The sequence below is a fragment of the Mycobacterium sp. SMC-2 genome (assembly GCF_025263485.1).
Lineage (GTDB): Bacteria > Actinomycetota > Actinomycetes > Mycobacteriales > Mycobacteriaceae > Mycobacterium.
Map to the genome: position 1 here is coordinate 2,890,552 of NZ_CP079863.1, position 11,966 is coordinate 2,902,517.

Below are 11,966 nucleotides of genomic sequence, written 5' to 3' on the forward strand. Positions count from 1 at the left end.
TGCGTCTGCTCGCGCCAACTAACCGGTGAATCGGTAGTCGTCCAGGTCGAAGCGCCGGCTGCGCCAGTAGGCCTCCACCGTGGTGGCGGGGCGCAGCGGCACGTCGCCGTTCTTGTCGAAGTAGTAGCTGTTGGCCAGCCGGCAACTGTCCTGCCAGAAGATCCGCCGGTGCCGCTTGCGCATCATCTCGGCGAAATACCGGTCGTTGGCTTCCTCGGTGACCTCGACGCGCGTCGCGCCTTTGCGCTCGGCGCGTTTGAGGCACCGCACGATGTGGTGAGTCTGCGTCTCGATCAGCGCGAAATACGACGAGCCGACGTAGCCGTACGGGCCGAAAACCGTGAACAGGTTGGGGAAATCGGGAATGCTGACGCCCTCGTAGGCCTGCAACCGGTGCTCGTCCCAGAACCGGCTCAAGGACTTGCCGCCGCTGCCGGTGACCGCAAACGTCGGGACGTCGTCGGGGTCCATCACCTTGAAACCGGTGGCCAGGATCAGGACGTCGACCTCGTGGTTTTCGCCGTCGGTGGTGGCCACCGCCGTGGGCGTGATCTTGGCGATCGGCTCGGTGACCAGTCGCACGTTGTCGCGGTTGAAGGTGGCCAGATACTCGTTGTGAAAGCCGGGGCGTTTGCAGCCGACCGCGTAGCGCGGGGTGAGTTGTTCGCGCACCCTCGGGTCGTGCACCTGTTTGCGCAGATAGGCCAGTCCCGCCTTCTTCATCCTCTTGGCCAGCGGCATGACCGTGAAGTAGTGCGCGGAGATCGGGAAGGTGACCTCGACGAAGGCCTGGCTGAGTAGCCGTTGCACGATCTTGCCGCCGGGAATCCGCATCGCCCAGCGGGCCGGCGCGGGCAACGCGACGTCCAGCTTGGGGAAGCACCAGATCGGGGTGCGCTGAAAAACGGTGAGCTGCTTGACGATCGGCGCGATTTCGGGGATGACTTGCACGGCCGAGGCGCCGGTGCCAATGATCGCGACGCGCTTGCCGCTCAGGTCCTGGTCGTGGTCCCAGCGCGCGGTGTGCATCGTGACGCCGCCGAAGGCGTCCACGCCGTCGATGTCGGGCAGTTTGGGGACGGTGAGCACGCCGCAGGCGCTGATCAGGAACCGGGCTGTGACCGTGCCGCCCGGGTCGGTCTGCACCCGCCACAGGGACTGCTCGTCGTCGAACTCAGCCGATTGCACCTTGGTGTTCAACCGGATTCGCGATCGGAGGCCGTATTTGTCCACGCAGTGCTCGGCGTACGCCTTCAGCTCGCCGCCCCGCGCGTACGTTCGCGACCAGTCCGGGCTCTGCTCGAAGGAGAACTGGTAGGAGAACGACGGGATGTCCACGGCGATACCGGGATAGGTGTTCCAGTGCCACGTCCCGCCGACCCCGTCGCCCGCCTCGACGACGAGATAGTCGGACAGTCCGGCGTCGTCGAGCTTGATGGCGGCGCCGATCCCCGAGAAGCCGGCACCCACGATCAGCGTGTGGTAGTCCGGAGTGCTGTTCATCGGTTCCCCCTAGGCGTGAAGCGCCTTCTTCAGCGCGGCCAGCCCGCGGTCGGTGGCGTCGGCGGCCGCGGGTATCACCAGAGCGAAGCTGGCGTAGCCGTGCACCAGCGTGGGCTCGTTGCTCAATTCCGCGGGCACACCGGCGGCGTCCAGCAGCTCGGCATAGCGGGCCCCGTCGTCGCGCAGCGGATCATGTTCGGCGGTCCCGATGTAGGCGGGCGGCAAGCCGGACAGATCCGTCGCATTCGCCGGCGCGAGGGTGACCGGCAGGGCGCCCGGGTCGCTGATGTCGATGTCGGGCAGATACCAGGACAGAAAGGCGTCGATCACGTCGCGGTCCAGGATGGGCGCGTCGGCGTTCTCGATGAAGGACGGCAGCGACAGGTCGGCGGTCACGACCGGATACCACAGCAGCTGGAACCTGAGCTCGGGCCCGGCGTTCTCGTTGGCCAGGTGCGCCATCACGGCGGCCAGGTTGCCGCCGGCTGAGTCACCCGCGACGGCGATCCGGTTCGGGTCGCCGCCCAGCTCCGCGGCGTGCTCGGCGACCCACTGCAAGGCCGCCCAGGCGTCGTTGACCCCGGCCGGGAACGGGTGTTCGGGGGCCAGCCGGTAGTCGACGGACACCACGATGGCCTCGGCGCCCACGGCGTGCGCGCGGGCGAGGGGGTCGTGGGTGTCCAGGCCGCCGAGGCAGAAACCGCCGCCGTGGTAGAAGACGACGACGGGCGACGCCTCCGCCGGCTCCAGGGGCGGCCAGTAGATCCGCACGGGAACGTCGGCGATGTCGCCGTGACCGATCGTGCGGTCCTCGAATCGCAGGTCGGGCAGCATTTCGGGCGGCACCTTGAGCAGCCGCAGCCGCGAGCGCGCGACCTCCACGCCGTCGGCTGCGTTGAAGGTCATCGGGAAGGCGTCGAGCAACGCCTTGAATGTGGGATCGATGCCCGGTCGGGCGAAATTGGGCTCGGTCATGGATTCACCGTACGCCCGGATTCACCCGCGCAGCCCGGTTCGCAGAGCCCTCAGGCCGCGTTCCATCGCGGCGGTCGCCGCGGGCACCACGCCCCCGTAGCCGAGGTAGCCGTGCACCAGGGTCTCGGCGTTGTGCACCTCGACGGTCACGCCGGCCGCGGCCAGCCGTTCGCCGTACCGGATGCCGTCGTCGCGCAGCGGGTCGTAACCCGCGACGGCGATGTAGGCGGGCGGCAGGTTGGACACGTCTTGGGCCCGCCCGGGCGCCATACCCGGCGGCGGGGCGGACAAGTCGACTTCGCCTGCGTACCAACGGGAGAACTCGGCGACGGCCTTGACGTCGAGGATCGGCGCGCCGGCATTCTCGGTGAAGGACGGCAGGGAGGCGTCCCACATCGTGGAGGGATACCACAACAGCTGAAACGCGATGAGCGGTGCGCCTTGATCGCGTGCGCGCTGTGCCATCACGGCGCTGATGGTTCCGCCGGCCGAATCGCCGGCCACGGCGACCCGGTTCGGGTCACCGCCCAGCGCGTCGGCGTGCTCGGCGGCCCAAAGCGTTGCGGCCCAAGCGTCTTCGACGGCGGCGGGGTAGGGGTGCTCCGGCGCCAACCGATAGTCGACGGACACCACGATCGCGTCGGCGCCGACCGCGTGTTGGCGAGCCGTCCCGTCATAGCTGTCGAGGTCGCCCACGACGAAGCCGCCGCCGTGAAAATACAGCACGACGGGCGGCGCGGCGCTGTCGGAATCTATTGGCGGCCAATAGATCCGGATGCCGATCGACCCGGCCGGTCCGGGGATGGCCCGGTCCTCGACGCGCAGCTCGGGATGCAGCGGCCGGCGGGGCAGGTCGCGGAACCGCTGCCGCGCCGCATCGACGCCGTCGTCGGTGGATAGCCGGAAGGGAACCGCATCCAGTACCTTCTGCAGGATGGGGTCGATACCGGGCTTTTCGTCGGCTGTGTTGTCCAAGCTGGGCATGGAGGTACCGTACGCACCTCGTCTGGTGCTCGGCGGCTGGGTGGTGGCCGGCTGGGCCGCCCTGGGCTACGGCGTGTACCTGACGGTGCTGGCTTTGGGCTCACCGCCGGGCACCGAGCTCACCGGGCATTGGGCGTTGCAGCCGCTGTTCAAGGCGTCGATGGCGTTGTTGCTGACGGCCGCCGCGGTGGGCCACGCCGTCGTCCGCGAGCGGCGATGGCTGATGCCGGCGCTGCTGCTGTCGGCCATCGGCGACTGGGCGCTGGCGATCCCGTGGTGGTCCCAGTCCTTCGTCGTGGGCCTGGGTGCATTCCTGTTGGCGCACTTGTGTTTCCTGGGCGCGCTGCTGCCCCTGGCGGCGAGGCGCCCCTCGAGGCCGCGCATCGCCGCCGTGGTCGCGATGTGTGTGGCCACCATCGCGCTGCTGGTCTGGTTCTGGCCGCACCTGGACAAGCTGACGCTCCCGGTGACGGCCTACATCCTGGTGCTGACCGCGATGGTGTGCGCCGCCCTGGTGGCGCAGCTGCCCACGATCTGGACGGCGGTGGGGGCGGCATGTTTCGCGGCGTCCGATTCCCTGATCGCCATCGGCCGCTTCATCCTCGGCAACGAGGCGCTGGCCGTGCCGATCTGGTGGTTGTACGCCGCGGCGCTGATCCTGATGACAGCCGGGTTCTTCTTCGGTCGTGAGGCACCGGTGGACCAGCCAGGGCCGGCCGAAAGCTGACCCGGACGTTAAGGCATTGAACAGCAACGTATTTCGGCGCATGAGGCCGATTTGAGCACCCCCGCGCGCACCCATGTCCAGGTCGAACCCATCGCCCGGGTGCTGCCGATGCTCTCGGTGCCGCACCTGGACCGCGAGTTCGACTATCTAGTGTCGGCCGAGCAGTCCGACGATGCCCACCCGGGTGTGCGGGTGCGGGTGCGGTTTCACGGGCGGCTGGTCGACGCGTTCGTGCTGGAGCGCCGCAACGACACCGACCATCAGGGGCAACTCGGTTGGCTGGACCGCGTCGTGTCGCCCGAACCGGTGCTGACCCCCGAGATACGTCGGTTGGTCGACGCGGTGGCGGCGCGCTACGCCGGAACCCGGCCGGACGTGCTGCGCCTGGCGGTGCCGCCCCGGCACGCCCGGGTGGAGGCGGAACCGACGGCCGTCCTGCGGCTGCCGGTGCCCGCGCCCGTCGATCCGTCCGCGTGGGAGGCGTACGGGCGGGGTGCCCAGTTCCTGGACGCTCTGGCCGAGTCTCGGGCCGCGCGGGCCGTCTGGCAGGCCCTGCCGGGGGAGTCGTGGGCGGACCGATTCGCCGAGGCCGCCGCGCAGACCATCCGCGCCGGGCGGACGGCCCTGGCGATCGTGCCCGACCAGCGCGACCTGGACACCTTGTGGCGGGCCGCGACCGCGCGGATCGACGAGAACGGTGTGGTGGCGCTTGCGGCCGGACTCGGGCCGGCCGCTCGCTATCGCCGGTGGCTTGCCGCGCTGCGCGGTCATGCGCGGCTGGTAATGGGCACTCGCAGCGCGGTTTTCGCGCCGCTGAGCGATTTGGGCCTCGTCATGGTGTGGGCCGACGCCGACGACAGCCTGGCCGAGCCCCGGGCACCGTACCCGCACGCGCGGGAGGTGGCGATGCTGCGCGCGCATCAGGCGCGGTGCGCCGCGCTGATCGCGGGGTACGCGCGCACCGCCGAGGCGCAGGCGTTGGTGCGCAGCGGATGGGCGCACGACATCGTCGCGGCCCGGGCGGTGGTGCGCGCCCGCACGCCGCGCGTGGTCGCCCTCGACGACACCGGCTACGCGGACGAACGCGACCCGGCCGCGCGCACCGCGCGCATCCCGTCGATCGCGCTGCGCGCCGCCCGTTCGTCGCTGCAGGCCGGGGCGCCGGTGCTGGTGCAGGTGCCGCGGCGCGGGTATGTCCCGTCGCTGGCCTGCGCGCGCTGCCGCACCATCGCCCGGTGCCGGCACTGCACGGGCCCCCTCTCACTAGCCGAGCCGTCGCAGGAGGGCGGCCAGGCGCTGGTCTGCCGGTGGTGCGGGCGAATCGACCCGACGCGGCGGTGCGCGCGCTGCGGGTCGGACGCGGTGCGCGCCGTCGTCGTGGGGGCGCGCCGCACCGCCGAGGAGCTCGGGCGTGCATTTCCCGGTACCGCGGTGATCACCTCGTCGGGTGACGGCGTCGTGCCGGAGGTCGCCGCCGGCCCGGCCCTGGTGGTGGCCACCCCGGGGGCGGAACCGGTCGCGTCGGGCGGCTACGGGGCGGCGTTGTTGTTGGACACCTGGGCGCTGCTCGGACGGCAGGACCTGCGTGCCGCCGAGGACGCGTTGTGGCGCTGGATGACCGCCGCGGCGCTCGTGCGTGCCCGCGGCGACGGCGGAGTCGTGCTGGCGGTGGCCGACTCGTCTATCCCCACGGTGCAATCGCTGATCCGCTGGGATCCGGTGGGTCACGCCGACGCCGACTTGGCGGCCCGAACGGAGTTGGGCCTGCCGCCGAGCGTGCACATCGCGGCCCTGGACGGCGCCGCCGATGCGGTGGCGGCGCTGCTCGAAGAGGCCGGCCTGCCGGAGGGGGCCGACGTGCTGGGACCCGTGGATTTGCCGGCGGGCGTGCGCCGCCCGGCGGGCACCCCGGCCGACGTGCCGGTGACCAGGATGCTGGTGCGCGCGCGCCGGGAGCAGGGCCTGGCGCTGGCCGCGGCGCTGCGCCGCGGCGTGAGCGTGCTGTCCGCCCGCCAGACCCACGAGCCGGTCCGGGTACAGATCGATCCACTGCATATCGGATGACCTGGCCAAATCCTGCCCGAGGCGATAGTATGCATCGGAAACAATTCCTGACTACGACATTGGGAAGGTTGTTACACTTCCTGTTCTCCGGCCGCCGGTAGCCGGAGGCGATCCCTAGAAGGGGCCAGATGGCAACGGACAACGCGACGACAGCGGACGAGTCGCTGGATGTAATCACCGACGCTTTGCTGACGGCTTCCCGCCTGCTGGTTGCCATCTCGGCGCGCTCGATCGAACAGGTGGACGAGACCATCACGATTTCGCAATTCCGGACGCTGGTGATCCTGTCCAATCGGGGCCCGGTCAACCTGGCCACACTGGCCGGGCTGCTCGGGGTGCAACCATCGGCCACCGGGCGGATGGTCGACCGGCTGGTCGCGGCCGGGCTGATCGACCGCCTCCCGCACCCGACCTCCCGGCGCGAGCTGCTGGCCGCGCTGACCAAGCGGGGGCGCGAGGTCGTTCGTCAGGTCACCTCGTTCCGGCGCGCGGAGATCGCGGCCATCGTGGGGAAGATGCCGCCGCCGGAGCGGCGCGGGCTGGTGCGGGCCCTGACCGCGTTCACCGCGGCCGGCGGTGAGCCCGATGTGCACCTGGACGCCGACATCGACCTTTAGCGCTTCTGGGCGGTGACCAGCAGGTACTCCCAATTCATGGTGCCGTCGGAGAGGTATTGCTGGGCGAGTTCGACGAGTTGGGCGTCGAGCTCGGCGGCCAACACGCGGTTGTGGCCGATGTTCGCGTAGGCCTCGATCGTCGGGCCGTAGTGGTTCTTGAAGTAGGTGTGCACCGCGTCGGCGCTGTCGAACCGGTTCACTTCCAGCATTCCCCGCACCGCGGTCATCGGGCCGACGCGGTCGCCGAGCAGTCTGGTGACATAGCCCTCCCGCCCCCACAGCGGGGCGGGTGGTACGGCCGGCGACAGGCTGGGCCGATAGGGCCTGATGGTGGCAAGCATCCGGCCGAAGAACCCGGCCGGTGTCCAGCTGATCACGCCGATCGTTCCGCCCGGCCGGCAGACCCGGACCAGTTCGTCGGCGGCCCGCTGTTGGTCCGATGCGAACTGCACGCCGATCGCGGAGACGACGACGTCGAACTCGCCGTCGCCGAAGGGCAGCGCGTGCGCGTTGGCTTCCCGGTAGTCGATGGTCACGCCCTGTGCGGCGGCCCGGGCCTGCGACCGCTGCAACAGCTCGGGGGTGAGGTCGCTGGAAACCACGGTGGCGCCCGTCGCGGCGGCCGGTATTGAGATGTTGCCCGAGCCGGCGGCGACGTCGAGCACCCGCACGCCGGGGCCGATGCCGGTGGCCTCGACCAGGATCGGGCCCAGCGGGGCCATCACTTCCTCGGCCATCCGGGGGTAGTCACCGAGCGCCCATATCGCTCCATGGGGAGCCGCGTCGCCGATCGCGGTGTCGAGAGTCATCAGACCTCCGTCAAGACAGGACAGGGCTGCCCACTCGACCTCGTTGTCTTTAGCGCGGCAGTGCGGTCACAACAGCAGATAGTGCTCCATAGCAATAGTAAGCAGTAGCAATAATACACATGCGCAACTTCGGATCGGGCGGCGGCCGCGGCTTTCTAGACTGGGCCGGTGCGTCTCGTCTTCGCCGGCACCCCCGAACCCGCGTTGCCCGCGCTGCGCCAGCTCATCGACTCGCCCCGTCACGAGGTGATCGCCGTGCTGACCCGGCCCGACGCCGCCGTCGGCCGGCACGGCAAGCCGCAGCCCTCGCCGGTGGCCCGCGAAGCGCTCGACCGCGGCATCCCGCTGCTGCGACCGGCGCGGCCGAATTCGGACGAGTTCGTCGCCGAACTGTCGGAGTTGGCGCCGGACTGCTGCGCGGTCGTGGCCTACGGCGCGTTGCTGCGCGAGGCGCTGCTGGCGGTGCCCCCGCGTGGGTGGATCAACCTGCACTTCTCGCTGCTGCCGGCCTGGCGTGGGGCGGCACCGGTGCAGGCGGCGATCGCGGCCGGGGACACCGTCACCGGGGCGACGACGTTCCAGATCGAACCCAGCCTGGACTCCGGCCCCATCTACGGCGTGGTCACCGAGACGATCCGGCCGACCGACACCGCGGGCGAACTGCTTGAGCGGCTGGCCGTTTCGGGTGCGGCGCTGCTATCGACCACACTGGACGGCATCGAAGATCAGACGTTGACGCCCCGACCGCAGCCCGCCGACGGGGTGAGCATCGCGCCGAAGATCACCGTCCAGCAGGCCCGCGTGCGCTGGGACCTGCCGGCGCACGTCGTGGAGCGCCGGATCCGCTCGGTCACACCCAGCCCGGGTGCCTGGACGCTGATCGGCGACCTGCGCATCAAGCTCGGCCCGGTGCGCATCGAGGCGGATGCGCCAAAGGGCTTGCAGCCCGGCGCGATCCACGTCGACCGCAAGAACGTGTGGATCGGCACCGGATCGCAAGCCGTGCGGCTGGGCCAAATGCAGCCGCCCGGAAAGAAACTCATGAATGCCGTCGACTGGGCCCGGGGCGCACGACTCGACCCCGCCGCGCGGGCGACATGAGCCCGCCCCGACCGCCGGACCGCGGGCGCGGCAAGCGGCGCCGGCCGCTCGACCCCGCGCGCGCCGCCGCGTTCGACGTGCTGCGCGCGGTCAGCGAGCGCGACGCCTACGCGAACCTGGCCCTGCCCGCCCTGCTGCGCGAACGCGGGATCAGCGGTCGCGACGCCGCGTTCGCCACCGAGCTGACCTACGGCACCTGCCGCACCCGGGGCCTGCTCGACGCGGTGATCGGCGCCGCCGCGAGGCGCTCGCCGGACACCATCGACCCGGTGCTGCTCGACCTGCTACGTCTCGGCACTTACCAGCTGCTACGCACCCGGGTCGACACGTACGCCGCGGTATCCACCACGGTGGAACAGGCCGGTATCGAATTCGATTCGGCCCGAGCGGGTTTCGTCAACGGCGTGCTGCGCACCATCGCCGCCCGGGACGAGAAGTCCTGGGTCGAGGAGCTGGCGCCCGACCCGGCGCGGGATCCGGTCGGGCATGCCGCCTTCGTGCACGCCCACCCCCGCTGGATCGCCCAGGCCTTCGCCGACGCGCTCGGGACGGCCGCGGACGAGCTCGAGGCGGTGCTGGCCAGCGACGACGAACGGCCGCAGGTGCACCTGGCGGCCCGGCCCGGGGTGCTGACCGCCGCGGAGCTGGCCGACGCGGTCGGCGGCACGGTCGGCCGGTATTCGCCCTATGCGGTGTACCTGCCGGGTGGGGATCCCGGGCGGTTGGCGCCGGTGCGCGACGGCGCCGCCCTGGTCCAGGACGAGGGCAGCCAGCTGGTCGCGCGGGCGCTGACGCTGGCGCCGGTCGAGGGCGACACCGGCCGGTGGCTGGATCTGTGCGCCGGGCCGGGCGGCAAGACCGCGCTGCTGGCCGCGGTGGCGGCCGGGTCCGGGGCCCGCGTCACGGCGGTGGAGCCGGCCCCGCGCCGCGCCGACCTGGTGGCCGAGAACGCCCGCGGTCTCCCGGTCGACGTGCTGCGCGTCGACGGGCGCCAGACCGGACTCGAGCCGGCCTTCGACCGGGTGCTGGTCGACGCGCCGTGCACCGGGCTGGGCGCGTTGCGGCGCCGGCCCGAGGCGCGGTGGCGGCGCCAGCCGGCCGACGTGCCGGCGCTCACCAAGCTGCAACGCGAGCTGCTGGGCGCCGCGATCGCGCTGACCCGGCCGGGCGGTGTGGTGCTCTATGCGACCTGTTCGCCGCACCTCGCCGAAACCGTCGGGGTGGTCGCCGACGCGCTCCGCCGGCACCCGGTGTGCGCGTTGGACGCCCGGCCGCTGTTCGAGCCCGTCACCGGGCTGGGGGACGGGCCGTACGTCCAGCTCTGGCCGCATCGGCACGGCACCGACGCCATGTTCGCCGCCGCGCTGCGCCGCGAGGCGGGGTAGCGGGGCGGCGACTCAGCGGACCCGGCCGCCGCCACGCTGCGCCGCCTAGCGTGAACGGGGGCGCGACGCTCAGTAGTGTGGCGCACATGCCTGGCAACACCGGTAGGCCGCTGATCGCGCCGTCCATCCTCGCCGCCGATTTCGCGCGGCTGGCCGATGAGGCGGCCGCGGTGGGGGGCGCCGACTGGCTGCACGTCGATGTGATGGACAACCACTTCGTGCCTAACCTGACCATCGGGCTGCCGGTGGTCGAGAGCCTGCTGGCGACCACGACCATCCCGATGGACTGCCATCTGATGATCGAGGACCCCGACCGTTGGGCGCCCGGCTACGCCGAGGCCGGCGCCTACAACGTCACCTTCCACGCCGAGGCCACCGACAACCCGGTCGCGGTGGCGCGCGACATCCACGCCGCGGGCGCCAAGGCGGGGATCAGTGTCAAGCCGGGAACCCCGCTGGAGCCGTACCTGGAAATCCTGCCGCACTTCGACACCCTGCTCATCATGTCGGTCGAGCCCGGCTTCGGCGGCCAGAGCTTCATCCCCGAGGTGCTGAGCAAGGTCCGCGCCGTGCGCAAGCTAATCGACGCTGGAGAGCTGAGGATCCTGGTCGAGATCGACGGCGGCATCAACGACGAAACCATCGAGCAGGCCGCCGAGGCCGGCGTCGACTGCTTCGTCGCCGGGTCGGCCGTCTACGGCGCCGAGGACCCGGAGGCCGCCGTGGAGGCGCTGCGGAGGCAGGCCGCCGCCGCGTCACCGCACCTGCGCCGATGAATCGACCCGACGGCGGCCTCGACGCGGCCATGCGCCTGGCGATCGAACAGTCCAACCAGGTCAAGGGCACCACCTATCCGAACCCGCCGGTGGGGGCGGTCATCCTCGACGCCGGCGGCGTGGTCGTCGGCGTCGGCGGCACCGAACCCGCCGGTGGGGACCACGCCGAGGTATTGGCATTGCGGCGAGCCGGCGACCTGGCGGTCGGCGGGACGGCGGTGGTCACCCTCGAGCCCTGCAACCACTACGGCAAGACCCCGCCGTGCGTGAACGCCCTTCTGGAATCGAAGGTGGCGGCGGTGGTTTACGGCGTCGCCGACCCGAACCCGGCCGCCGCCGGTGGCGCGGCCCGGCTCACGGAGGCCGGCGTGCAGGTGACGCCCGGAGTGCTGGCCGACGAGGTGGCCGGCGGGCCGCTGCGGGAGTGGCTGCACAAACAGCGGACCGGGCTGCCGCATGTGACCTGGAAATACGCCAGCAGCGTCGACGGCCGCAGCGCGGCCGCCGATGGCACCAGCCAATGGATTTCCAGCGAGGCCTCGCGGCTGGACGTGCATCGCCGCCGCGCGGCCGCCGATGCGATCGTCGTCGGCACCGGCACCGTGCTGGCCGACGACCCGGCGTTGACCGCCCGGTTGCCCGACGGCTCGCTGGCCGCTCGGCAACCGCTGCGCGTGGTGGTGGGCCTACGCGAAATACCGTCGGAGGCAAAGGTTCTCAACGACGATTCACGCACCATGGTGATCCGCACGCATGATCCGATGGAGGTGATCAAGGCGCTAACGGATCGCACCGACGTCCTGCTGGAGGGGGGTCCAACCCTCGCCGGCGCCTTCCTGCGGGCCGGGGCGGTCAACCGCATCCTGGCTTACATCGCGCCGATGCTGTTGGGCGGGCCAGTTTCCGCGGTCGACGACGTCGGCGTGCCCACCATCGCGCGGGCGTTGCGCTGGCAGTTCGACGGAGTCGACCGCGCCGGGCCGGATCTGGTGCTCAGCCTGGTGCCGCGTGGCGACTAAGAGCGC

11 protein-coding genes are annotated in these 11,966 nt (G+C 71.4%); 7 read left to right on the plus strand and 4 right to left on the minus strand.

Going from position 1 to position 11,966, the window contains the following annotated elements; genetic code table 11:
- Positions 1–18: 18 nt before the first annotated feature.
- The 3 genes from KXD96_RS13875 to KXD96_RS13885 are packed head-to-tail and all read right to left on the minus strand — an operon-like array spanning position 19 to position 3,462.
- Positions 19–1,503 (minus strand): NAD(P)/FAD-dependent oxidoreductase, encoded by a 1,485-nt coding sequence (locus KXD96_RS13875; RefSeq protein ID WP_260745092.1) that lies wholly within the window; start codon positions 1,501–1,503, stop codon positions 19–21.
- 9 nt (positions 1,504–1,512) lie between these two features.
- Complete coding sequence (locus KXD96_RS13880) at positions 1,513–2,478, minus strand: alpha/beta hydrolase (protein ID WP_260745093.1); 966 nt, start codon at positions 2,476–2,478, stop codon at positions 1,513–1,515.
- A 21-nt stretch (positions 2,479–2,499) separates the two neighbouring features.
- On the minus strand, positions 2,500–3,462 hold the full coding sequence (locus KXD96_RS13885) for an alpha/beta hydrolase (protein ID WP_260745094.1): 963 nt from the start codon (positions 3,460–3,462) through the stop codon (positions 2,500–2,502).
- On the opposite strand from KXD96_RS13885, the gene KXD96_RS13890 reads away from it, so the two are divergent.
- The 3 genes from KXD96_RS13890 to KXD96_RS13900 all read left to right on the plus strand — a co-directional run bounded on the left by KXD96_RS13890 (position 3,461) and on the right by KXD96_RS13900 (position 6,870).
- On the plus strand, positions 3,461–4,189 hold the full coding sequence (locus tag KXD96_RS13890) for a lysoplasmalogenase (protein WP_260745095.1): 729 nt from the start codon (positions 3,461–3,463) through the stop codon (positions 4,187–4,189). The two genes, KXD96_RS13885 and KXD96_RS13890, sit on opposite strands and share 2 nt — an antisense overlap.
- A gap of 51 nt (positions 4,190–4,240) precedes the next feature.
- A complete protein-coding gene (locus KXD96_RS13895) occupies positions 4,241–6,253 on the plus strand; it encodes a primosomal protein N' (protein ID WP_260745096.1) in 2,013 nt (670 codons plus the stop codon).
- A gap of 128 nt (positions 6,254–6,381) precedes the next feature.
- Positions 6,382–6,870, plus strand: coding sequence for a MarR family winged helix-turn-helix transcriptional regulator (locus KXD96_RS13900; RefSeq protein WP_260745097.1), 489 nt, complete (start codon positions 6,382–6,384; stop codon positions 6,868–6,870).
- On the opposite strand, the gene KXD96_RS13905 is transcribed toward KXD96_RS13900, so the two are convergent.
- Positions 6,867–7,679 carry a class I SAM-dependent methyltransferase gene (locus tag KXD96_RS13905; protein WP_260745098.1) on the minus strand — a complete coding sequence of 271 codons (813 nt, stop codon included), beginning with the start codon at positions 7,677–7,679 and terminating at the stop codon, positions 6,867–6,869. The genes KXD96_RS13900 and KXD96_RS13905 overlap by 4 nt on opposite strands.
- A gap of 168 nt (positions 7,680–7,847) precedes the next feature.
- On the opposite strand from KXD96_RS13905, the gene fmt reads away from it, so the two are divergent.
- The 4 genes from fmt to ribD all read left to right on the plus strand — a co-directional run bounded on the left by fmt (position 7,848) and on the right by ribD (position 11,960).
- Positions 7,848–8,780 (plus strand): methionyl-tRNA formyltransferase, encoded by a 933-nt coding sequence (gene fmt, locus KXD96_RS13910; protein ID WP_260745099.1) that lies wholly within the window; start codon positions 7,848–7,850, stop codon positions 8,778–8,780.
- Positions 8,777–10,165: an RsmB/NOP family class I SAM-dependent RNA methyltransferase gene (locus KXD96_RS13915; RefSeq protein WP_260745100.1), complete on the plus strand. Its 1,389-nt coding sequence runs from the start codon at positions 8,777–8,779 to the stop codon at positions 10,163–10,165. Before fmt ends, KXD96_RS13915 begins: the two co-directional genes overlap by 4 nt.
- An 86-nt stretch (positions 10,166–10,251) precedes the next feature.
- Complete coding sequence (rpe, locus tag KXD96_RS13920) at positions 10,252–10,941, plus strand: ribulose-phosphate 3-epimerase (RefSeq protein WP_396878643.1); 690 nt, start codon at positions 10,252–10,254, stop codon at positions 10,939–10,941.
- Positions 10,938–11,960 (plus strand): bifunctional diaminohydroxyphosphoribosylaminopyrimidine deaminase/5-amino-6-(5-phosphoribosylamino)uracil reductase RibD, encoded by a 1,023-nt coding sequence (ribD, locus tag KXD96_RS13925; protein WP_260745102.1) that lies wholly within the window; start codon positions 10,938–10,940, stop codon positions 11,958–11,960. Before rpe ends, ribD begins: the two co-directional genes overlap by 4 nt.
- Positions 11,961–11,966: the final 6 nt, after the last annotated feature.

Excerpts from the sequence above, each read along its gene's own strand:
- KXD96_RS13875 (WP_260745092.1), bottom strand. The coding sequence starts at position 1,503 with ATGAACAGCACTCCGGACTACCACACGCTGATCGTGGGTGCCGGCTTC.
- KXD96_RS13880 (WP_260745093.1), bottom strand. The coding sequence starts at position 2,478 with ATGACCGAGCCCAATTTCGCCCGACCGGGCATCGATCCCACATTCAAG.
- KXD96_RS13890 (WP_260745095.1), top strand. The coding sequence starts at position 3,461 with ATGGAGGTACCGTACGCACCTCGTCTGGTGCTCGGCGGCTGGGTGGTG.
- KXD96_RS13885 (WP_260745094.1), bottom strand. The coding sequence starts at position 3,462 with ATGCCCAGCTTGGACAACACAGCCGACGAAAAGCCCGGTATCGACCCC.
- KXD96_RS13900 (WP_260745097.1), top strand. The coding sequence starts at position 6,382 with ATGGCAACGGACAACGCGACGACAGCGGACGAGTCGCTGGATGTAATC.
- KXD96_RS13905 (WP_260745098.1), bottom strand. The coding sequence starts at position 7,679 with ATGACTCTCGACACCGCGATCGGCGACGCGGCTCCCCATGGAGCGATA.
- KXD96_RS13915 (WP_260745100.1), top strand. The coding sequence starts at position 8,777 with ATGAGCCCGCCCCGACCGCCGGACCGCGGGCGCGGCAAGCGGCGCCGG.
- rpe (WP_396878643.1), top strand. The coding sequence starts at position 10,252 with ATGCCTGGCAACACCGGTAGGCCGCTGATCGCGCCGTCCATCCTCGCC.
- ribD (WP_260745102.1), top strand. The coding sequence starts at position 10,938 with ATGAATCGACCCGACGGCGGCCTCGACGCGGCCATGCGCCTGGCGATC.